This is a genomic window from Telluria sp. LT2P80, assembly GCF_059685955.1.
The window spans coordinates 1-21,271 of record NZ_JCASIO010000005.1 but is presented as its reverse complement, the minus strand read 5'-3'; the positions used below and the strand labels follow the sequence as shown (position 1 = coordinate 21,271).

The window sequence follows — 21,271 nt, the reverse complement described above, 5'->3', positions numbered from 1 at the left end:
GTCGGTAACGACCGTGTCTTTCCTATCATCAACGCACACAAGGCGAAAGAGATATGGCACGACGTGATGTTTCACGAGCTGTCAGTATTAACAGCTCATCTACATCAGCCGCCAGAGGCGCTAAAATGAGCCTAACGGCAAACATCATGCGTTCAGAGCTGAACGTACCCGAAACACTGGCCATCCTGATCCTCCCCGCTATGAGGCAGCATCATTGGTTAGCGCATGCACTCGGCGCAGCTACCAGTATCGCATCGTGTTAAGCAGCAACGAGGTGTGCAGCACTATCAATTTCGAACTCCTGCTGGAGGGGGGCTAGCTTTGACTCGGTTCGCACGCTCCAATTCGGCTAGCCGGCGCCTCTCCGGGTGACAGAGCACGCACTGCCGGCTAATTCGGCATGACAGCTGTTTCCTGCGTCCTAATGCTGACGCAGCGTTTGTTAGCGTTCCAGGAATGCTGGTGAGTAGAGCTTATAGCCGCGTAGCTGGCGCAGCGGAATGTCGCGCCGGCAAACGCCATCGCAATGCAGTGACGATTCGTACGCCGTGACCGACGGCGGGGTTGCCGTGGGGTTAAACGCAACGAACAAAATCACATGACTACCCGCTTTGTTCAAGATGTCGCCTGGAAGTAATTGCTCGATCCTATCAAGCTGCCGGCCTTTTGCGGCCAAGCCGCTTGTGCCGAGTGGGACAATATTCCAAGCGCGCGATACTAGCCCGGAGCAATCGATCCCCGCTACTTCCCTTATCACGCAGTCATTGACTTTAGGATCTCGACAGGTGCACACGTTGCCCGCCAAAGCACCGGCACCAATCTTCTTAGAGAAGCCAACCAGCGTATCCTTAATGCCCCACGCATAAGGCACGGCTTTGATGGTCTCGCCAGTTTTCCCGTTCAGGCGCGATGGGCGTAACCAAAACTTGCCCGCACTCTTGTCGCACACTGACGAATATTTTCCATTGTAGTTGGCTGGCGCCAGCGGCCAAGCCAGCTTGTAGAACAGGTCGGCGCGCGCCAGGATTGCGGCGCGCTCCTCTGGAATGCTTCGTGCCGCTTCAACCAGCGCCTGCTTTGGCCTGACGGCAACGGGAGGAGCCGCGGGCTCGGCGGAGGCCGACAACTCATGGATGCCGAAACCGTCGGCATCATTGGCAACGTAAACCCTGCCAGTTGGTGAAATAGAAAAAACGCGGCCACTGGTTACCCATCCCTCGCCGTCAGGCAAGGAGAAGTAGGCGAGCCGTTTTCCGGCCGAGTTGAACTTGGCTACAAAGATGTTAGCCGACACGGCTCCTTCGGCACTATCAAACTGCTCGGCGCGCACATAGAAATTGCCTTGTGAGTCGATCGCGATCAGCGCGGCACCTTCCGCAACGCCTCCTAACGGCAGGGCCAGCGTGGTGGGCTCACCATCCGCGCGCCACACCTTTAGGGCCAGGCCTTCTCGCTGGCGTGCGACTCGGTAGTTCCAGGAACGGCCGGATGAATCGGTCACGCTCATGGCCGACGTCGACTCGAGGTTGCCGCCGTCGCCCTTCCCCGCCAGCCCGGCATCTGCGAAGGCGCTGCGTGCGGCGCGCACCGCCAGCGATGACGACTCCTGCTGTCCGTTGTGGCGCGGCAAGGCTATCAGTCCGCCGGCCGCAGAATATTTCGCCACCTGGACAACGCTGTCATCCCAGACGTATAGCTTGCCGGCGGCAAAAGCCAGGTCGCGCGGCGCGTGCAGCGTGTCGAGTGCAATGGCTTTGACGAAGCCTCTCTTACTGATTACGTTCAAGCGGAGATTGACGGCGTCCAACACGACCAGGCTCTCGTCGGGAAGGACTACAAAACTCGGCGGTCCGAATTTGCCAGCGTCCTCGGCGCCTCCAAGCACGCCGACCTGACCGGGGCCAGTACCGGCAGTCATGTTCGCTACAAGCGCCGGTGCCGGCGCCGCGCCGGCAAAGCCAATGGGGAACGCGAGCAACATGGCTAGGCCATTGCACAAGTAGGCTTGGCGCGCCACGCGCAGGGCAGCAGCAGGGGACAAGGATGCCATCATTTCTCCAGGTGGGAACGGATAGGAAGAGCGGGAATGCCAAAGTTTCGCAAGCTCGTTGGATCTATGCCCTGGCTTACCATATCTTCAAAAGTCATTCCTTCGTCATGGGCGCCGTTGGTGTGCAGAGCGACCACGCGCCCCTGCCCGTCCAGCACCGGCGCTCCAGAACTACCGCCGAAGGTTGTGCACGTATAGAGTAGTTTTCCGTCCTTGCTTTCGGACGCGCACTGATCAGATACCACCATGAACCAACCGCCGGGATGATGCAGGACAGTAACTTTGCTGTTCACTGCCGGTTGGTTAACGGCCACCCTAAGAAATGGGCGGGCGGGCTCGCCGCCCCCCCATTTGAGCTTAAGCACCACGAAGTCCTTGTCGGCTAAAGGCCGCCGCACCGAGACGCAGGCAGGCTGCACTGTCTTAGTATTGACCACTAGGTAGTCGAACATGAGTTTGACTTGATCGCATATGGGCTGTCCATTGAGAAGCGCGTTGGCGTTTTCAAAGCAATGGAAGGCGGTAGCGAATACATCGCTCCCGGTTAGGAAGCCAGTACATACCGTACCGTCGCGAAAGCGCAACTTGGCCACCGACTTGCTCCAGCCCCTGCGAGGCTCGCTGGGTTGGAGATCGCTCACCTTGGTCCAATTGAAAGTTGCGCTTTGCGGCTTGATCTCGTTGGCAGTGTCGGTCTCGTAAGCAACGCGGGCAATGGTCAACGCAAACAGGCCTGGAGCCTTGTCACCTTCGATGCTGAGCCTGGCTCGGTCGGTCGACAGTACCGGCGACCACAGCGACTTGCCCGCCATAGCGGCCGTTATGACCATGCTGTCTAGGCGGCGGTCAGCATCATCACGAAACACAATTTCTATGCCGTCAGGTGGTACGGACGTCAACACCAGCTCAAATTGTAGGAAACGGCTCTCGATTTCTGTATATAGCGCGCTGCTCCACCAGATTTGCGAGCCGGTGTCGCGTACGTCTCGCTGGTCTACGCGGGTACCGATGTCCTTGAATTTGCCCTCGATAAAGCCCTTGGCTGATGCCGTGACCGCGACAGCCAAGAGCAGTCCGAGCGCCAGTGCAAAGGCGGCTTTCATTGTTTGCAGGTGAATGAACATGCGACATACTCCCTGATGCTGTTGAGTTTGACAGTACTGATGCGTTCGCCCGGCAAGCCCCGGCCGGCGCGTACACGCAGCTGCTGTGTCTCGTCGAATGTGGCGTCATTGAGCCGTTTAAGGGCACCGTCTTCCTGGTAGATCAGCCAATAGGCACTGGTCTTGGCTTTACGCGAGATGCGCTTAATGGCGCTCACCGGAATTTTCAAATCGCGCCGGGCCAGCATCGTGCCTGTCCCCAGGTCTGCTTCGGCCGCTTCCGAGACGATCACCACGTCGGTGGTCCTGACCACGGTGCCAGGCATATGTTCCTCAGTTTCCTCAGGGCCATTGACGCTGATCTTGTCGGTATCGAACGCGAGCGCGCGTGCGGCGTTAATGCGCCCAAAGCGGACCGTCTCATTGAGCGCATCAGTAAGGTCCGCGGTGTACCGGATCCGGTTTGCCACGTCTGGCGTATCTGGCGTAATCTTGCCTCTCGATTGCAATCTAACTTGCGCATAGAGCAGCGACGCGAGCCCTGCCACATAGGGCGTGGCCACGGAACTGCCCTGCATCGGGCCGAAAGCGTTGCCGAAATAGGCGCTCCATGCCTCGCCGACCGCTGCCACGTCAAACGCCTGTCCGAAGCGACTGAGCGGATTGCCTGCACTGTCACGCAGCACGGTGCTGCCGTCGGCCGAAAGACCGACTACGGTCAGCAATCCGTAGTCACGACGCGTTTCGGTCAGCGCCCAGCAGGCAGGATAAACGTCACAAGCAGTGCTCTGATCGACGCGTGCCTTGTCGGGAGTGCGTGGCTTGCCGGCCGCCATGACGAAAACCATTACGCCTGCCCATCCATTACCATTCTCGTCGGCGCCGAAGATGATTCGACGCATGTAGTCGCGCGAATCGACACCTTCCATTGTCTGGCTAATATTGATCACATGCGGCGAGAAGCTCGGCTTTTCCAGTGCCACTGAGCCGATCGGATCGTCATTTCCCTTGTGCCGCCTGACGCCGACTTCATAGACCCAAATACGCGCACTGGGATTGATGCCGGTCAAGTCGTTCCCCAGCTTCTTATCCAGCGGTTGCCCTGCTAGGATGCCGATGATATGGGTCGCATGATCGTAAACCTCTAGTGAAGAACGCGATTGAGAAAATACTCGAGTGCACTCTTCGTCGCGCGCTGGAGGTTTTGGAATGCCATCGTCGTCCTCACCGTAAGTTTCCCTAATGATGACCTTTTCAGTCGCGGCACCCGGCGGCGCAACCGGGTAGAGAACACAATGCCTCGCATCGGCGCGGCGGTCGAAGACGCCGATATACTCTTCGGGCAGTTTCATTAACTCGGTCAAGGCGGCACTACCGACCGGGAAATTCATCATGCGTTTGGGATCGTTGACGTCTACTCCAGCCGGCAACTTAATTGCCGCCTCTGCTTTGTAGTTTTGGGAGCGTGTGATGAACATGTTAGCGTTCTTAGACGACAGCTTGCCCATATCCCGCTGCGTGGCTCGGGTGTCGCCCACGGCCTGCATAATGCTAGCCTCATGTTCTCTTGACCGAATCGGGACGCGCATGCTGAATGATTTGACTGGCATCCGTAACCAACCGGCGGCGCCACTTAGGTCATTGCGGTTTAGAAAACGTAGTACGTCCAGGCAGTCATTATCAAGAGACTCGCAGCCGCGCGCGCGTTGCAGGATGATTTGTTCCAGGGACTCAGTCTTAGGCGAATAGCTGAGCGACTGAATGGTCTTGTATTCGCTGACCTGGACATCCGGTACGCAGATCCAGCCAACCGGTAAAACGGCACCGCAACCTTGGTCCTCTACCAGAACTTGAGCATTGCCCCTTGGAAAATTCCAAACGGCTCGCGTCTTTTCTAACTTGCAGCTTTGTGGGTTCGCTGCGCATAAATTCATTTCCAATCGAGGTGAAATGGTCCCCCCGGGCCAACTTCTGTACTTTCTCATCACTTCTGTTAAAGAAGTTGAGCCTGCTGCATTAACCACCGAGGTGGGCAGCAAGTGGCGCAGGTACAGTTTCTCAAGCGTGGCACCAATATTATCTTCCAGCAGTCCTCCTTCAAAACGCAACGTGACATGTTTGGGCGCCTGGATCGTCGCCTCGCTCAATGTGGGCGCTAGCACGCGGTCTGGTGGTAGGGCATCTACTATGACTGCTTCTGGGGGCGAGACGGGGACTACATCTTGGGCGAGCACGGGCTGTACGCTGGCGCTAAATGCTCCCACGGTACACAGAATCCGCAGTTTGAGGCAGAGACTCATGTCGTTCTCCTGTCATTCCGATGGAGTCGGCGCTGCCCCGGGCCGGCTCATCGGCTTCACCGTAACCAGCGGGCCCGACCTTCCACTACGGTCGACGATCTGCAAGGCATATTCAAAGCTTTCCGGCAAGCCGTCTCGGGCGATGATCTCGAGGCGATGGGTCTGGCCCTCGACTAGATTGACTAAAATCTCGGTCGGCGCCTCGCCGGTCCAGAGGGCCGAGTACGGCGGGGAGCCTCCGCTAACCAGCAACGTTGTGCGCCCCCCCTTTGCTATCCTGACAGCGCTTGCCGGCAAGATGCTGATAACACCCGGTTCGGAAAACTTGGGCGTGCAAAGGGGTGCCAACGGCCCGCCTTGGGCATCTTGCGCCAACGCAGTATGCAGCAGGCCGGACAACTCCTTGTTGCGCTGCTCCAAGCGCCGGTGCAATGCCTTGTGCGCAGCTAGGTCGGCCTCGAAAATGGCCAATTCATCCTGACTTATCGCGTTGCCTTCCTTCGTGCTTTCGGTAGTGCCGTTCGGCTTGCCTTTAGTCGCACTGAGGGAACGGCGCGTGGAGTCAGCGGTTCGGACGCCTTGAAGGAGGTTGCCACCGGTGCTCACGACGCGCGCGGGTGCGTCTAGGATCGCGTCGAGCGTCGGGCTCAATTCCTCAAGGCGCTGATCGGTGGCACCGTAGATGGTATCGAGGGCATCGAGCGCACTTAAGCCCAGCGCGGCCTGCGCTGTACCCAACAAGTCTACTTGCGCCAGCAGTTCGACTAGAACTTCAATGTCGTGGTCGACTTGCGCGCGGGCGGTTGCAAGCTCGCGTTTCTGTTCCGGTGACAAGCTTGCAAGCGTAAATGCATTCTGGTGTCCGGACAGTGCACTGCGCGCCTCGGCTAGTTGGTTCGGAAAGGTTCGCAAATGTGCATTGATCGCGTCACTGGCCAAGATAGCGGGCCCAATTACCCTGCGCACGCATGCAGTCGCATTGATTGCAGCCTGGTACACGGCGGGTAGCGAGTCGGGCACGAACAAAGTGCTGCCCGCATATCCAGTCCCGGCCGCTGCTCCGGCGCCTGCAGTGAGGCCGCGCGGACCGCCGGCGATCGCGGATAGGCCAGCCACGATGCCGGCACCAAACAGGAATTGCCGGGTTCCATGCTTGGTGGTGCGATAATCGGCCAGCTTGTTTCGGTAGCTCTGCTCGAGCGCTGCGCTATAGGTCCAGACCTTTTGCAGGGTCAGTTCTTGGGGGTTCTTGCTTTCGAGAGCGGGTTGCTCGACATTCGGAATGAAGGCGCAGGATGCCAGACTGAAGCACAGTAGAGGCGAAGCAAACCGCACACGCTGAAAAGGTGAGTTCATGGTATTCCTGGGCGAGGTCGAAGGTCGGAGAATGCAGCCCGAGGTACGGAGCGCTTATCGAGTCAGGAGTCTTGCGGCCGGCGAGATCGATACAGACTGGTTAGCGAGTTAATACAAGTATCGTGCACTCGCACAAAGGTTGGCTGGATTCGTTGTGACATGACAACCTCCTGGCACGGCAAAACAATAGGATGTGACCAAAAACGAATGTTCTGGAGAATGCAATCCGGCGAGCTGTAAGGCCGCGGATTATTCGCGAAAAAGAAGTGAGTGACACCGATTATAATCTCTTAATCATGTTTTTTTCGCACCAAACCTCGCAGTATCGTTATTGCAACGATTTATTTTTTCGATAAGGAAACTAATATCAATAGTCGGCGGCGTGATACATGCGGAGCTACGAACGGAGATTTTTACTGTGCGAGCACCAAGAAACCTCTCGCGTTTAAATCAATACATACTGCTATTGCACCCTGCAAGAACACCGGGTTAGCTTGGGGGAGCATGGCCAGCGTTCCGCGTTCGCGTTAGATAAGCCTTGAGCTGGACGTAGTGCACCTTTGTCAGAATTCCCAGTTGAATAGCTAGCCGAGCATGCTTTTTACGCCAACGACCTTGCCGTCGATCAGGGACATCCGTGTCGAACGCCCCGCCCATCTGGCTTAGGAGCTTGCGACGAGCGATTCGGGCCCGCTCAGTCGCTGTTGCCGCCACATTTGTACGATATCGGAGCACATGGCAGTGTCGGCAGGCCAGCTCTTCACCACGGAAATAAAGCGACTGAAAATTCCCTTCATGCGCGCGCGGGCACCTCAGGAGGGGGCGTAACCGGCCTTGGAGGCACTGGACGGACACGATGTCCACCACCCAATGCCGGGCGCCCAGAAAGACCGCCAGACGGGTCTCAGCAAGCACAGCGACAGTTCGCACATCCCCATCGTCGAGCACGACACGACAGTCGCTTGTCTCCTTCACAGCACGCATCAACTTCGGCAGGTTCACCTCGAACGCATTTTCTAGGACCGGCACTCGGGCCGCCTTGGCTTTTTTCATCGCAGGTACCTAAAAGAAAAGCGAACCGGGCACCCTCATGCGCGGCTCGCTTGATGTCAAACTATTCTTGTATTACTGCACAGCTTGAGGCTTGATCACCATGTAAATCGTGCCGACGAAGATGCCAATTGGCTTGTCCAGCGAACCGAACAGTGCAGTCTGCGTCGCACGGAGAGCATTTTTTTCGTCGTGGAGCGGATCGTACGGGTCGATCACCGTATTCCGGTCGATGCCGACGCGGATTGCCTCAATCAGGTCGAGGTGATCCAGTTGGCGCTCGGTGCTGAACGTGACCTGACCGAGCACGCGATCACGGCGGAATCCCTCATAGCCATTCAGACCCACGTCGATTGCGACCAGCGCCCTCGCTTCATCGGGAGTCAGGCATACGATGCCTTGGTTGGCACGGTGCTCGGCCTGCCGTTTGATAGTCGAAGTCCAGCCTTTGATAATGTTGGTGCTCATGTGTTTCCTTTGAAATGTGCGATTTAGCTATTAAATAGTAGCCAGAATTATTCGACCGAAATATGTGTCCCACTTTGTCCCCGATTAATTTAAAACGGGATTTTTCAGTGGCCCATACTGCACCCGGTCTTTCCCACCTCCCCTACAGGGGGAGGGGGAAACCGGGAAGGGCTAGGTGTAGTGATCGGTAGGTGGTTAGGTGGCTCGTTCGATTTAATTATGCTGCCGTGCTGTTAATTGCCAAAGGCTGGCAATCGCACAATGTGCGTATCGGTCATTTCGATCATTCCGTGCCCCGCGAGTCCCGCAACGGCCTGCTTGGCGCGCTCGCGCTTGTGTTTCGGGTCGACGCTAATTGCGGCAGCGATTGCATCGTAGGCCAGGACGTACGTGACCTGGGGGTCACCTTCACTTTCATTGAAGAGGTTGAGCAACACGTTGCGTGCGGTACGCTGATGCTGCCCGAGTTTGCGCGCACCTTTCTGCGCAAACGGCTGCGCAATCGAAACCGCGACGCACGATGTGATGTTCTCGCCATCTTCGTCCTCGCCCACCACGACCTGTTCGAGGCGGAAGGCATGCTGGGTCCCAGTTTCATCGTCTTTCGACTTGGTCACCGTCCAGCCCAAGCCCTCGCCCCCCGTGCGCATGACGCCGATAACGCAGTCCATCGCAGCAAACAAACTGGAGTGGCCGCGCATGCCCTTGCTCTCGTCTTTGCCTGTGTGGTGCACCAGCAGCACCATCCCCCCCGTCAATTCCTGCAACGCTTTGGCGTTCGCGATGATCACGCCCATGTCTTTCGACGAATTTTCGTCAGAGCCAGGGGACGCGCGGTTCAGCGTGTCTAGCACGATCAGACCATCCGTTCCACCTGCTGCGCGAATCGCTGATGCCAGCTCTTCGACATCGGCGGCGATGGTGATATCGAACTGCTGGACAATAAACCGCAGGGAGTCCGGCATTTTCTTGGCACGGTACCGCTCCCAGGCGGCGACACGCTTGCCCATGCCACCCTCGCCCTCCAGCACGCAATACGTGACCGGGCACTGCGTGATCCGCATCCCATACCACTCGGAGATCCCTGATGCCACCGATGCGCTCAAGTCCAGCGTCAGGAACGACTTACCCGAGCCGCTCGGGCCATACAGCGCGGCAAGGCCGACTTGCGGGAACAGACCGCGGATCATCCACTTGATTGGCTCTGCCTGCGCGAGCTGTGCCGCAGTCAGTATTTTGAAACGGTTAGGCGATTCGCGCTCCGCAGGCACAATTCCATGCCTCTGCAACAGACGGCTGAGGTCCATGGTCGGCGAGGCGTACTTTTTTACGGCGCTGCCAACCAACTTCGGGATGTCGGCCACGCGTGCCTGCCAGCGGCCGTCATGTGCAGTCGCCACGTTTTCCATCAAACCGCGCAGATGGTTAACGACTGCCCCTTCCTTCATTCCAGTTGCGATGAGGGACGCAGACAGATCGCGCAGGCTGTCGTGGTAAACATCGCCAGACAAAATACGGCTTACGAGTTCTGCGTGACGTTTGTCTGCTGCACCTTGGGTGACCTGTCCTGCTTCTTGATCAATAACGCGGCCCGGCTGAATGGTTTCAGCCAAGCCCTTGAAGCCACACAACGGAGCCACCGGTCCATTGACAACTACATGGCCGGTAATGGTGAGATATCGGCTGGTCGAATACAACTCTACATCCAGCCCGTTATACTTTCCTTTGCAACCTTTTACCAAACCCTCCGAGTAGCCGAAACCGCGCAGCCCAGTTCCCGAAGGCGAGAGCTCGACGTACTTGCAGGCCAGCTGTGCGAACAGGTTCATTGCAGCAGGGTTTGGCATACCGCCGACAACACAATTGTCAATATCAATACCGACAACGCCGTCGCCGTTCAATACGAATCCGACGCCGGTACGCCCGCCTTCCTCGTAAGCAGCCTCGGCCTGGGCGAAAGTACCCCACGTGCCAAGGTCCGTAGAGCTGGCACGCGAATTCAGCAACGTCGGGTTATACGGGACTTTGCGGGGTTTCGCACCGCCCACTGCCTCGGCATGCCACACGAGCCAGCGCGGCAATTCTTTGAGCGCCAGCGGGATGTTGTTGAGCTGGGGGACCAAATATTCTTTCCCCCCGGACTGGACTGCCATGCCAACGGGCTTCGACGTCGTCTCGTCGATTAGCAGTTCGTTCGCGTGTGCCAATTTCAAGACGCCGAATTCCGAGCCTTGAGGTTCGTGGCTCGGCTTTTCGGAGGTGAGGAAAGCCAAGAAGCGGTTAGCATTCGCGATGGACAACGAGTGCGACACCTTCATGCTTTACCCTTAACGACCTTCTTGACGGGCAGCCCTTCGCCGCTTGCGTGTGCGGCACGCCATGCGTTATGGCGAGGCGACGAAGCGGCCTGGGCATTGAGCCAAGTATCAAGGTCGCTGAAGAGCCAGCCGACGGCGCGGGGGCCGAGGAGAATTGGGGGTGGGAATTCGTTTCGCTTGATTTTGTCGTAGATGCTGCTGCGGCCGAGACCGGTCAGCTCCTTGACAGCGTTGATACGCAAGATGGTCTTCATTCTTTAGATACACTCCGTTATTGACTTTAGAGGTATCTAGACTAATGGGCCGAAAATTATTCGACCTAAAGAACTTGTCCTGCATGTGCTAAGGAAGTCCGCGAACGCCCACTCGCAACCATAGGGCCTGCGCGTTCGATACACGAACGCGCTACCCAACAATTTAATGCGCTATGCCGCTGCGTGATGGAGTGAGGTAACAGTAGCAGAAACCGGCACAACGGCACAGAAGTCGCTCCATGCCTGCATCAGTAAAGCTCGCTTTGCCAACAAATCGCCTCGTTGGTACGCCTGCTCGACCTTATCTGGCAACTTATGTGCAAGGGCGTGCTCACACACTTCCCGAGAAAATGAGTTGCCGACCGACTCAGCACACCACATCCGGAAAGTCGACCGGAACCCATGAACCGTGATGTCCTTCCTGCCCATACGCTTGAGAACCGCCGTCAAACTCATGTCCGATAAGGAAGTGTCGGCCTTTCGACCGCAAAATACTATATGGCCTTCGCGCGGCACCGCCTGCAGAAGTGCCTTGGCATGTGTGGACAACGGCACCCGATGCTCTTTCCCCGCCTTCATTCGCTCTTTCGGAATCGTCCAAACCCCAGCGTCGAGATCGACCTCGGCCCAGACCATTCCGCGAACCTCACCCGAACGAGCGGCCGTCAGAATCGCGAATTCTACAGCTCGGGCTGCAATTCCATCCCGTCCCTGTAAGGCCAACATAAACTCGCTAATCTCCTGCCAGGCAAGCGAAGGGTGATGAACAACGGGGGCTACTTTGTTAGGGTCTGCGAGCAGGACCTCCAAGTGCCCGTTCCACCGAGCTGGATTGTCTCCCTGGCGAAATTTGCTAACCGTAGCCCAGTCGAGAATGCTTTCGATTCGTCCACGTAAGCGGCTTGCCGTCTCGGTTTTCGTAATCCAGATAGGGCTGAGTACCTTTACGACCAGATCGGTGTCGATGTCCACAACTGAGAACGAACCGATAACTGGTGAGGCATAGGTGGCAAGCGTGTTCTCCCACTGGCTGGCGTGTTTGGCATTTTTCCAGTCAGTGCGCTTGACGGCAATATATTTTTCCGCGCATTCGTCGAATGTGATGCATTTGGCAAGTGCTAACGTTTGTGCTTTTTGTACCGAACGTCGCTCGTCGATCGGATCTTTACCATCGAGTAGTAGGAGGCGACAGTCTTTTGCTCGCACTCTCGCATCGGCTAAGCCAACCGTGTGCAACGGCCCCAAACCCATCTCACGCTGTTTCCCCGAAACCGTGTACCGGAAAATCCAGCTCTTCGTTCCGGACTTGGACACTTGGAGCCATAGTCCAGCCCCGTCACCGTAATATCCCGACTTGGCCAGCAGCCGTACTCGTACCGCAGACAATTTTTCAGTCACCAACGCCACTTTTCTACCCCCACCCCTACCCACATGCAATAACCGGATTCTACCGTATTTCCTCGGATCAATCTGGACTATTTTTTCGGCACTCCACTATGGCAGATGGACGAAAAAAAACCCCATCGCTGGGGTTCTAATTAGGTACTGGCGGAAGCGGTGAGATTCGAACTCACGAACGGCTCACACCGTCGGCAGTTTTCAAGACTGCTGCCTTCAACCACTCGGCCACGCTTCCTGTTGCACGGCATTATACATAATCATCGGCAGGATGAGGGAGTTCTAAGCCAGCCGCACTTTCCGTGCCCCCTTACCTTGACGAGATCGGCATGCGAAGGCGGCGCGGCAGCAGCAATCACGCGCGCGCCCTCACCCCACCAACGCCCAATTCTCCCTTAACGCCTTCTCAAACGCATACGCCGGCAACGGCGCCGCATACAAATACCCCTGCACCTCATCACACCCCGCCCCGCGCAGAAACGCCAGTTGATCCAGCGTCTCGACACCCTCGGCAATCACGCGCAAACACAACTGCCGCGCCATGCTGATGATGGTCCCCGCAATCGCGCAGTCACTCCCATCCGCCGGTATCCCCATCGTAAACGACCGGTCGATTTTCAAAGTATGAATCGGGAAGCGCTTCAGATACGACAGGCTCGAGAACCCAGTGCCGAAATCATCCAGCGACAGCGACACGCCCAGCGCCGTGATCTGGTCCATGATGGCCGTCACGCGATCCACGTCGTGCATCAGCGTGCTCTCGGTGATCTCCAGCTCCAGCCACGACGGATCGAGCTGATAGCGCTGCAGCGTGGTGGCCACGCGTTCCGGCAGCGATGGCGTGAATTCGCGGGCCGACACATTCACCGCGACGCGGAATGGGGCGATGCCCGAGCGCTGCCAGATCGACGCCTGCGCACACGCTTCCTCCAGCACCCACTCGCCCACCTGCACGATCAGGCCTGTCGTTTCAGCCAGCGGGATGAATTCGCCGGGTGGCACGATGCCGCGCTCGGGATGCATCCAGCGCACCAGCGCTTCCGCGCCCACCATGCGGCCGCTGGCGATTTCGAACTTCGGCTGGTAGTACAGCACCAGCTCGCCGTTGCCCAGCGCATGGCGCAGGCCGGATTCGATGCGCATGCGCTCCTGCATGCCCTTGTTCATGTCCTGGCTGTAGAACGCGACGCTGCGGTCCGGGTTGGCGTCGTCGCCCTTGGCCCGCTCCATCGCGATGTCGGCCAGCGACAGCAGGGTTTCGGCGTCGTTGCCATCCTGCGGGTAGACGCTGATGCCGATGCTGGCGCCCACGCGCAGGTCGTGGCCGGCAATCATGAACGGCGCGTCCAGCGCGGCCTGCAGTTTTTGCGCCACGGTGGTGGCTTCGAAGTGCTGGCGCACGTCGGCCAGGCCCACCGCGTATTCGTCGCCCGACAAGCGCGCCACCAGGTCTTCGTCGCGCAGCGTGGCCTTGAAGCGCTGGCCCACCTGCTTGAGCAATTCGTCGCCGATGCGCCGGCCCAGCGTGTCGTTGATGCGCTTGAAGCGATTCAGGTCGATGAACAGGATGCAGCCGGCCGTCTCGTTGCGCTGCGCCACCATCAGGGCCTGGTCGACCAGGCGCGCGAACAGCGTGCGGTTCGGCAGACCGGTCAGCTCGTCGTAGTAGGCCAGGTGGTGCAGTTGCTCTTCGGCCTGCTTGCGCTCGGTGATGTCGGTCAGGTAGGCGATCAGGCCGCTCGGGCGGCCGGCCAGGTCGCGCAGGGGGGACAGCGACAGGCTGGCCCAGAAGATGTCGCCTGACTTCTTGCGCCGCTTCACCTCCATCATGCGCCCGCCGTGCTCCGCGAACAGGTCGGGCAGCGCGCCGCCCTCCTCGTCGCCCAGGTCTTCGTCGGCGTACAAGAACAGGATGTTGCGGCCCACCGCTTCGAGCGATGTGTAGCCGAACAGGCGTTCGGCGCCCCGGTTCCAGCTGGTGATGTAGCCCATCTGGTCCATCGTCAGCACCGACTCGTGGATCTGGTCGAGGATCTGCGACTGGTGCGCCAGTTGTGCTTCCATCTGGGCGTAGGCGTGGGTCGAGCGCTGCGCCAGCGAATGCATCTGCATCAGGCTCGCGGTCAGCTGTGCGAGCGCCGCGAGCGCGTGGGCGCTGGCCTCGGCATGGTCGTCAAACCCGCTCACTTCATACCAGCCGAATTGTTCAAGGCCCACGGCCACCACGTGGCGCAGCACGCGCCCGCCCGGCGGACCGGGATCGACGAGGCCAGGGCCGGGGACGAAGCGCCCCTGCGCGCTGCCCGTCAGGGCGCGCGCCAGGCGGCCCAGCTCCTGGGCCAACGTATCGCCGCGCAGGCGCAGGACGGCGTCGCCGACGGCGCTCGTGCCCTGGACGAAGGCGGTCGGGGCCAGTTCGCGCACGTCAGACATTGCGGCCCACCTCGATTGCCCAGTGGTAGGCGTGCAGCTGGCTGCTCCACCAGTGCTCCAGGCTCACGCCGGCCGCGTGCAGCACCGCCTCGGTGGGATTGGCGTCGACCAGTTCGAGCCACGCGCCCAGTTGGCCGCTGTGGTTCACGAGCGCGCCGTAGACGTCCTCGGGCAGGTAGAGCTCAGCCGCGATCTCGGACATCGGCATGTGCAACAGCCGGTCGAGCAACGAGAACACGCCGGTCATGAAGGCCAGGTCCTGCGCATCGCGGTCGTCGCCCTGCAGGCGCGCGAGCGCTTCGAGCTGGGCGCCGCGGCGCGCGGCCAGCGGCAGCAGCAGATTGGGCAGGCCGTCCGGTTGCTGGCGCGCGTACAGCAGCAGTTGCAGCCAGCGCTGCAACTGGCGCCGGCCCAGCACCGTGATCGCCTGGGCAAAACTGGTCACTTGCGTGGCGATGGTGAACGCGGCCGAATTGACCAGTTTGAGCAGGTTGTAGGCCAGCGCCGGATCCTGCTTGACTTGTTCTTCGAGCTCGCATGAATCGGCGTCGCGCGCCAGCAGACCGAGCAGCGTGAGGATGCGGCGGCGCGAACTGCCGTCGTCGTCAGGCGACGGCGCGATGTCGGGGTCGTACGCGTAGTCGCCGATGAACCAGTCGAAGCCCGCGATCTCGCAACCGAAGAAGCGCCGCGCGCTGTCGACGCCGTAGGCGATGTGCGGGGCGAACAGCGCCACCAGGCGTCCTGGCGGCAATGGGGCGACGCGGCAGTTGCGCGCGACCGAGCGCAGTGCGGGCGGCGCAGTGATGCCGTCAGGAATGTCGCCGTCCAGCCAGATGCGGTAGCCGCAGGCATGCAGTTCGACGAGCTTGCGCGCCACGCCATCGGTGGCCATTGCGTTTGCGTCGATCACGAATCCGACGCGATTGGCGGGCACCAGCGCCAGCACCGGCGGGGTCAATGGGGCGGGGTCGTCCAGCGTCAGCAGGCAGTCGAGCGGCGCGACCGCGGCCAACAGGTCGGGCGTGCCGAACACGGTGTGCAGGCGCTGCGCCAGGTCGGCGCCCGGCGCCAGGCGCAGGCTGAGCGCGACCCATTCATTTTGCGCATTCGCGACCGGCTCGATTGCCACCAGCGGATATGTTTCCTGCTCTGCCATGGAAAGTTTCAAAGTGGTATCCAGGCAATCTTATTGCACCGAATGCCATAAAGCAAATCGAAGTTTCCTACTGGACAGCCCGTATTGACCATCAGTTACCGCCGGCGCGCTGCACCGCAAAGCGGATCAGCTCTGCCTGGCCTTCGATACCCAGCTTGCGCTTGATATTCAAACGGTGCGTTTCGACAGTGCGTACCGACAGGTCGAGGTCGCGCGCGATCTGCTTGTTCGACTGGCCGGCAGCGATATGCCCCAGTACTTCGTGCTCGCGCGCCGTGAGCTGGTCGCTCGGCACGGCTGGATTGGCCAGCTGACGCGCCAGTGCGGCGCTGTAATAAATGCCGCCGCCCATGACGGTGTCGATGGCCAGCACGATGTCCTTGCCCGGCGCATCCTTGAGCACGTAACCCCGGGCACCGGCGCCCATCGCCTGGCTGACGTACTCCGGTTTGTCGTGCATTGACAACATCAGGACCGCGATACCGGGAAAACGCGCGGTGAGCTGAAACGTGGCTTCGATACCACTACCGCCGCGCATGTTCACGTCCATCAGTACCAAATCGGGATGGTATTCGCCAGCGCGTTCGAGCGCCTCGGCGCTCGAACCGGCTTCGGCCACGACGTTCAGGTGCGGCGCCGACTCGAGCCGCGCGCGCAGGCCGTCGCGCACCAAAGGGTGGTCGTCCACCAGCAGAATCTTCACTTCTTTCGTTTCACCGTTCACTGCCCTACTCCTTCAAGTCGATGCTGGCCACCACGCTGGTGCCGCTGGACGTCGAATCGACCGACAGGCGTCCGCCGATCGCTTCCATCCGTTCCATCATATTCCTCAAGCCGATGCCCCGCTTCGGGTGCACGGCCACGTCATCGGTGTCGAAGCCCACGCCATCGTCGGCAATCGACAGGCTGACGCGGTTGGCCACGCGTTCGAGCGAGAGCTCGATGGTGCTTGCCTGGGCGTGGCGTTCGACATTGGTCAGCGCCTCTTGCGCGATGCGAAACAGCACCGTGCCGACCATGTCGGGCAGCGCATCCACGGCGCCGGTCGCGCGGAAACGCACCGGCGTGCCGGCGTCTTCGCCGAATTCGCGCGCCAGGTATTCCAGCGCGGGCGCCAGGCCCATGTCGTCGAGCAGCGTCGGACGCAGGTCGTGCGAGATGCGGCGCACTTCGCCCAGCACCGTGTTGACCTGGTCGACGGTGCGTTCCAGGCCCGCGCGCGCCTGTTCGCGCTTGCCGGCGTCGCCGTCGAGGCGGATGATGCCCGCCTCCAGCTGCAGCTTGACCGACACCAGCGCCTGGCTGATCCCGTCGTGCAGGTCGCGCGACAGGCGCGCCCGCTCTTCTTCCTGCGATTCCACCACGCGCTGGGCCAGCGCGCGCAGCTTGGCGTCGGCCAAGCGCCCTTCGCTGATGTTCAGCGCCAGCCCGCCACCGGCCACGCCGATTGTCGCCAGCGTGGCCAGGACCGCCATCCAGAGCAGGGTCTGATCGCTGTTGCGCGACTGCTGGGCCTCGACCAGTTCCAGAGCGGCGTCAACATCGTCGAGATAGATGCCGGTGCCCATGACCCAGCCCCAGTGCGCGACCGGGACCACGTAGCCCAGCTTGGGCGCCGCCGTCTTGCTCGACGGCTTGGCCCACGTGTAGCGCAGGAAGCCACCACCTCCCTGTGCCAGCCCGATCAGGCGCTGGATCGTCAGCGAACCGGTCGAATCGCGCCAGTCCCACATGTCTCTGCCGACCAGTTCCGGCTGGCGGGGATGGGCCAGATTTTTGCCGCGCGTGTCATACACGAAAAAGTAACCGTCGCTGCCGTAGCTCAGCGACGACAGGATGCGGATCGCCTCGGCCTGGGTGGCCGGGTCGCTGCGGCCGCTCTGGGTCAGGTGCGCGATCGAGCGCGTGGCCAGCTCGACGTAATGGCGCAGTTCGGCTTCCTTGCTGGCCAGGTAGGCGCTGCCGATCGTGTCGCGCTGCTGTTGCGCCAGAGTGACAGCCTGCTGGCGCACGTAGAGGGTAATTGCGCACAGGGCCACGACCAGCGGCGCGACCGCCAGCATGATGACTTTTTGCTTGAGCCGCATGGGCCGACTGCCTTGTGATGGGGAAAGCAAGGCATTTTACGTGCGTTACGGGCATGCGTCCTACGTAGTGGTACGTAGCTTCTGCGTAATAGTTGCGCTTGCAGTCCTGATAATTGTGCAAGATACTCATTGCCATGCTGTAAAGAATCGCGCCGGCATGTACTGGCGTACGAAGCATCAATCCATATCGGAGGAGTCACCAATGAAGAAAATGACGAGCATGCTCGGATGGATCGCCTTGTCCATCCTGGGCGCGTTTTCGCTCGGCTACATCGCGCTCAAACGCGGTGAAACCATCAATGCCATCTGGATCGTCGCGGCCGCCGGGTGCGTCTATCTCATCGCTTACCGCTTCTACTCGAAGTTCATCGCCAACAAGGTGCTGGGGCTCGACGCCACCCGCCAGACACCCGCGCACAAGTTCAATGACGGCCTCGATTACGTGCCGACCAACAAGAACGTTTTGTTCGGTCACCACTTCGCGGCGATTGCCGGGGCCGGTCCGCTGGTCGGCCCCGTGCTTGCCGCGCAGATGGGCTACCTGCCCGGCATGATGTGGATCCTGGCCGGCGTCGTGTTTGCCGGCGCGGTGCAGGATTTCATCGTGCTGTTCATGTCGACGCGCCGCGACGGCCGCTCGCTGGGTGACCTGATCAAATCCGAAATGGGCGAGATCCCCGGCATGATCGCGCTGCTCGGCACCTTCATGATCATGGTGATCATCCTGGCCGTGCTGGCGCTGATCGTCGTGAAGGCCCTGACCGGCTCGCCCTGGGGCACCTTCACCGTGATGGCCACGATCCCGATCGCGCTGTTCATGGGCGTCTACTCGCGCTATGTGCGGGTGGGTCGCATCGGCGAGATTTCCGCCATTGGTTTCGTGTTGCTGATGCTCGCCATCGTCGGCGGCCAGTGGGTGCACGATTCGCCAGTCTGGGGCCCGATGTTCACCTTCACCGGCACCGAACTGACCTGGATGCTGATCGGCTATGGCTTTGTCGCCGCCGTGATTCCCGTGTGGCTGCTGCTGGCGCCGCGCGACTACCTGTCGACCTTCCTCAAGATCGGCACCATTCTGGCGCTGGCGATTGGCATCCTGGTCGTCGCACCGGACCTGCGCATGCCAGCCGTAACGAAGTTCGTCGATGGTACCGGTCCGGTCTGGTCGGGCGGCATCTTCCCGTTCCTGTTCATCACGATTGCCTGCGGCGCCGTGTCGGGCTTCCATGCCCTCATCGCCTCGGGCACCACGCCGAAGATGCTGGAAAATGAAACGCAGGCGCGCTTCATCGGCTACGGCGGCATGCTGATGGAAAGCTTTGTCGCCATCATGGCGCTGATCGCTGCGTCGACCATCGACCCGGGCGTCTACTTCGCCATGAACAGCCCGGCTGCCCTGCTGGGCACCACGGCGCAATCGGCCGCCGCTGCCGTCTCGCAGATGGGCTTCGTGATCACGCCGGAAGCACTGGAACAGATGGCACGTGACGTTGGCGAGCACACCATCATCTCGCGCGCTGGCGGCGCACCGACGCTGGCGGTGGGCATGGCCCACATCCTGTCGAACGTGGTCGGCGGCCAGACCATGATGGCGTTCTGGTACCACTTCGCGATCCTGTTCGAGGCGCTGTTCATCCTGACCGCGGTAGACGCGGGCACCCGTGCCGGCCGCTTCATGCTGCAGGATCTGCTGGGCGCGTTCGCACCATCGCTCAAGCGCACCGACTCGCTGCCGGCCAACCTGCTGGCCACCGGCCTGTGCGTGGCGGCCTGGGGCTACTTCCTGTACCAGGGCGTGGTCGATCCGCTGGGCGGCATCAACACCTTGTGGCCACTGTTCGGTATCGCCAACCAGATGCTGGCCGGTATCGCGCTGATGCTCGGCACCTGCGTACTGTTCAAGATGAAGCGTGGCAAGTACGCGTGGGTCACTGCACTGCCGACGCTGTGGCTGCTGGCTTGCACGCTGACGGCGGGCTACCAGAAGATCTTCCACGTCGACCCGCGTATCGGCTTCGTGGCGCACGCCAACAAGTACCAGGCTGCGCATGATGCCGGCACGATTTTGGCGCCGGCCAAGTCGATCCTCGACATGGAGCGGATCATCTTCAACGACTACGTCAACGCCAGCCTGGCCGGCTTCTTCATCTTCGTCGTGCTGGCCGTGCTGTTCTATGGTCTGCGCACGGTGATGGATGCCCGCAAGGCGAACAGCCCGACCGCAAAAGAGTCGCCGTACGTCGCCATGCCCGCACCGCAGGTGGCCTGATGTTCGGCACCCTGAAGCAGGCCGGCAATTACCTCGGGCAGTCGCTGCGCCTGATGGTCGGCCTGCCCGAGTACGACACGTACCTGGCGCACATGGAGCGTACGCATCCAGATGAGCCGGCGATGACGTACGAGGAGTTCTTCCGTGAGCGCCAGGAGGCGCGGTATGGGGGAAGTCGGGCGTCGTGCTGCTGAGCCTGTAGCAGCTGAGCGTCGTCGAGGCGACGCTGCGTGAACTAAAAACCCCAAAAGTTGAATGTCAACTTTTGGGGTTTTTCATGTCCAGCAGTTCGCTATCCCATGACTCAGTCAAGCCTTGCAAGCCAGCGCTACCACGACGCCAGAAGGTCTGAGGCTTCCTTCAGTTGAGCAGGCTAAGGTTGTACGCTGCGAAGGCTTCTTCGCGTACCCACCCGGTTTCCTGATAAAAGGCCTGTGCGGCCTCATTGGCTTTTGCGGTGGACAAGCCCAAGCGGACCGCGCCAGTCGCCTTGGCATGCCGTACCGCAGCGTCGATCAGCGCTTTGCCGACACCGCGGCGGCGAGCGTTTTCTGCGACAAACAGATCGTTGAGTATAAAAGTCCGGGCCATCGATACGGACGAAAAGCTCGGATACAGCTGAGTAAATCCAAGCGCCTCCCCGCCATCCTGCGCAAGAAACAAGACTGAATCACCATAATGTAAACGCTCTGTCAGGAACGTTCGCACCGCGGCGGGATTGCTGTCCCGGTCGTAAAACTGGCGATATTGGTCAAACATCGGGACGAGTAGCTCAAGATCCGCGAGGCTGGCCTGATGGACCCGGATGCTGGCAGATTTAGCGGGTAATTCCTTATGCACATTGGCTCCAATATTTGAGAATGAAAGTTGCTGCACGGCTTGCCCAGCGACCAGAGTCACAGCCGGAGTCACAGCCGGGGTCAGATACCGTCTTGAATTACAAGCCGATTCGATAAGAAATTTGCGTCGAATGGCTTGCCTGTTCGGATAACGCCGTAAATCAGATGCGCTAGTTTGTGCGTAACG

15 protein-coding genes and 1 tRNA gene are annotated in these 21,271 nt (G+C 60.1%); 2 read left to right on the top strand and 14 right to left on the bottom strand.

Annotation, left to right across the window (positions count from 1 at the left end):
• Window positions 1–442: 442 nt before the first annotated feature.
• The 13 genes from AC56LW_RS14180 to AC56LW_RS14120 form a co-directional block, all read right to left on the bottom strand.
• Window positions 443–2,050, bottom strand: a complete 1,608-nt coding sequence (locus AC56LW_RS14180) for a hypothetical protein (protein WP_332529857.1) — start codon at window positions 2,048–2,050, stop codon at window positions 443–445.
• Complete coding sequence (locus AC56LW_RS14175) at window positions 2,050–3,174, bottom strand: trypsin-like serine peptidase (protein ID WP_332529856.1); 1,125 nt, start codon at window positions 3,172–3,174, stop codon at window positions 2,050–2,052. The genes AC56LW_RS14180 and AC56LW_RS14175 overlap by 1 nt, the downstream gene beginning before the upstream one ends.
• The gene (locus tag AC56LW_RS14170; protein WP_332529855.1) at window positions 3,150–5,453 is read right to left on the bottom strand and encodes a S8 family serine peptidase; all 2,304 of its coding nucleotides are present in this window, start codon (window positions 5,451–5,453) and stop codon (window positions 3,150–3,152) included. Before AC56LW_RS14170 ends, AC56LW_RS14175 begins: the two co-directional genes overlap by 25 nt.
• A gap of 12 nt (window positions 5,454–5,465) precedes the next feature.
• Window positions 5,466–6,809 carry a hypothetical protein gene (locus AC56LW_RS14165; protein ID WP_499635325.1) on the bottom strand — a complete coding sequence of 448 codons (1,344 nt, stop codon included), beginning with the start codon at window positions 6,807–6,809 and terminating at the stop codon, window positions 5,466–5,468.
• A 1,125-nt stretch (window positions 6,810–7,934) separates the two neighbouring features.
• Window positions 7,935–8,327 (bottom strand): hypothetical protein, encoded by a 393-nt coding sequence (locus AC56LW_RS14160; protein WP_332529853.1) that lies wholly within the window; start codon window positions 8,325–8,327, stop codon window positions 7,935–7,937.
• Between the two features lie 233 nt (window positions 8,328–8,560).
• Window positions 8,561–10,645 (bottom strand): AAA family ATPase, encoded by a 2,085-nt coding sequence (locus tag AC56LW_RS14155; protein ID WP_332529852.1) that lies wholly within the window; start codon window positions 10,643–10,645, stop codon window positions 8,561–8,563.
• Window positions 10,642–10,899 (bottom strand): helix-turn-helix transcriptional regulator, encoded by a 258-nt coding sequence (locus AC56LW_RS14150; RefSeq protein WP_332529851.1) that lies wholly within the window; start codon window positions 10,897–10,899, stop codon window positions 10,642–10,644. Before AC56LW_RS14150 ends, AC56LW_RS14155 begins: the two co-directional genes overlap by 4 nt.
• Before the next feature lie 171 nt (window positions 10,900–11,070).
• On the bottom strand, window positions 11,071–12,297 hold the full coding sequence (locus AC56LW_RS14145; protein ID WP_332530131.1) for a tyrosine-type recombinase/integrase: 1,227 nt from the start codon (window positions 12,295–12,297) through the stop codon (window positions 11,071–11,073).
• Between the two features lie 148 nt (window positions 12,298–12,445).
• Window positions 12,446–12,535: transfer RNA gene (locus AC56LW_RS14140), tRNA-Ser, on the bottom strand.
• A gap of 131 nt (window positions 12,536–12,666) precedes the next feature.
• Window positions 12,667–14,730, bottom strand: coding sequence for a putative bifunctional diguanylate cyclase/phosphodiesterase (locus AC56LW_RS14135; protein WP_499635321.1), 2,064 nt, complete (start codon window positions 14,728–14,730; stop codon window positions 12,667–12,669).
• A complete protein-coding gene (locus AC56LW_RS14130; protein WP_499635318.1) occupies window positions 14,723–15,901 on the bottom strand; it encodes an HDOD domain-containing protein in 1,179 nt (392 codons plus the stop codon). The genes AC56LW_RS14135 and AC56LW_RS14130 overlap by 8 nt, the downstream gene beginning before the upstream one ends.
• A 79-nt stretch (window positions 15,902–15,980) precedes the next feature.
• Window positions 15,981–16,613, bottom strand: coding sequence for a response regulator (locus tag AC56LW_RS14125; RefSeq protein ID WP_183550591.1), 633 nt, complete (start codon window positions 16,611–16,613; stop codon window positions 15,981–15,983).
• A gap of 4 nt (window positions 16,614–16,617) precedes the next feature.
• On the bottom strand, window positions 16,618–17,976 hold the full coding sequence (locus AC56LW_RS14120; protein WP_499635315.1) for a cache domain-containing protein: 1,359 nt from the start codon (window positions 17,974–17,976) through the stop codon (window positions 16,618–16,620).
• A gap of 202 nt (window positions 17,977–18,178) precedes the next feature.
• On the opposite strand from AC56LW_RS14120, the gene AC56LW_RS14115 reads away from it, so the two are divergent.
• Both AC56LW_RS14115 and AC56LW_RS14110 read left to right on the top strand, forming a co-directional pair.
• A complete protein-coding gene (locus AC56LW_RS14115; protein ID WP_332529847.1) occupies window positions 18,179–20,245 on the top strand; it encodes a carbon starvation CstA family protein in 2,067 nt (688 codons plus the stop codon).
• On the top strand, window positions 20,245–20,439 hold the full coding sequence (locus AC56LW_RS14110) for a YbdD/YjiX family protein (RefSeq protein ID WP_332529846.1): 195 nt from the start codon (window positions 20,245–20,247) through the stop codon (window positions 20,437–20,439). The genes AC56LW_RS14115 and AC56LW_RS14110 overlap by 1 nt, the downstream gene beginning before the upstream one ends.
• A 166-nt stretch (window positions 20,440–20,605) precedes the next feature.
• Here the strand turns inward: AC56LW_RS14110 and AC56LW_RS14105 are convergent.
• Window positions 20,606–21,271, bottom strand: a 666-nt coding sequence (locus AC56LW_RS14105; RefSeq protein WP_499635311.1) for a GNAT family N-acetyltransferase, incomplete at its 5' end; no start/stop codon positions are given.

Excerpts from the sequence above, each read along its gene's own strand:
- AC56LW_RS14180 (WP_332529857.1), bottom strand. The coding sequence starts at position 2,050 with ATGGCATCCTTGTCCCCTGCTGCTGCCCTGCGCGTGGCGCGCCAAGCC.
- AC56LW_RS14175 (WP_332529856.1), bottom strand. The coding sequence starts at position 3,174 with ATGTTCATTCACCTGCAAACAATGAAAGCCGCCTTTGCACTGGCGCTC.
- AC56LW_RS14170 (WP_332529855.1), bottom strand. The coding sequence starts at position 5,453 with ATGAGTCTCTGCCTCAAACTGCGGATTCTGTGTACCGTGGGAGCATTT.
- AC56LW_RS14165 (WP_499635325.1), bottom strand. The coding sequence starts at position 6,809 with ATGAACTCACCTTTTCAGCGTGTGCGGTTTGCTTCGCCTCTACTGTGC.
- AC56LW_RS14160 (WP_332529853.1), bottom strand. The coding sequence starts at position 8,327 with ATGAGCACCAACATTATCAAAGGCTGGACTTCGACTATCAAACGGCAG.
- AC56LW_RS14155 (WP_332529852.1), bottom strand. The coding sequence starts at position 10,645 with ATGAAGGTGTCGCACTCGTTGTCCATCGCGAATGCTAACCGCTTCTTG.
- AC56LW_RS14150 (WP_332529851.1), bottom strand. The coding sequence starts at position 10,899 with ATGAAGACCATCTTGCGTATCAACGCTGTCAAGGAGCTGACCGGTCTC.
- AC56LW_RS14135 (WP_499635321.1), bottom strand. The coding sequence starts at position 14,730 with ATGTCTGACGTGCGCGAACTGGCCCCGACCGCCTTCGTCCAGGGCACG.
- AC56LW_RS14120 (WP_499635315.1), bottom strand. The coding sequence starts at position 17,976 with ATGCGGCTCAAGCAAAAAGTCATCATGCTGGCGGTCGCGCCGCTGGTC.
- AC56LW_RS14115 (WP_332529847.1), top strand. The coding sequence starts at position 18,179 with ATGAAGAAAATGACGAGCATGCTCGGATGGATCGCCTTGTCCATCCTG.
- AC56LW_RS14110 (WP_332529846.1), top strand. The coding sequence starts at position 20,245 with ATGTTCGGCACCCTGAAGCAGGCCGGCAATTACCTCGGGCAGTCGCTG.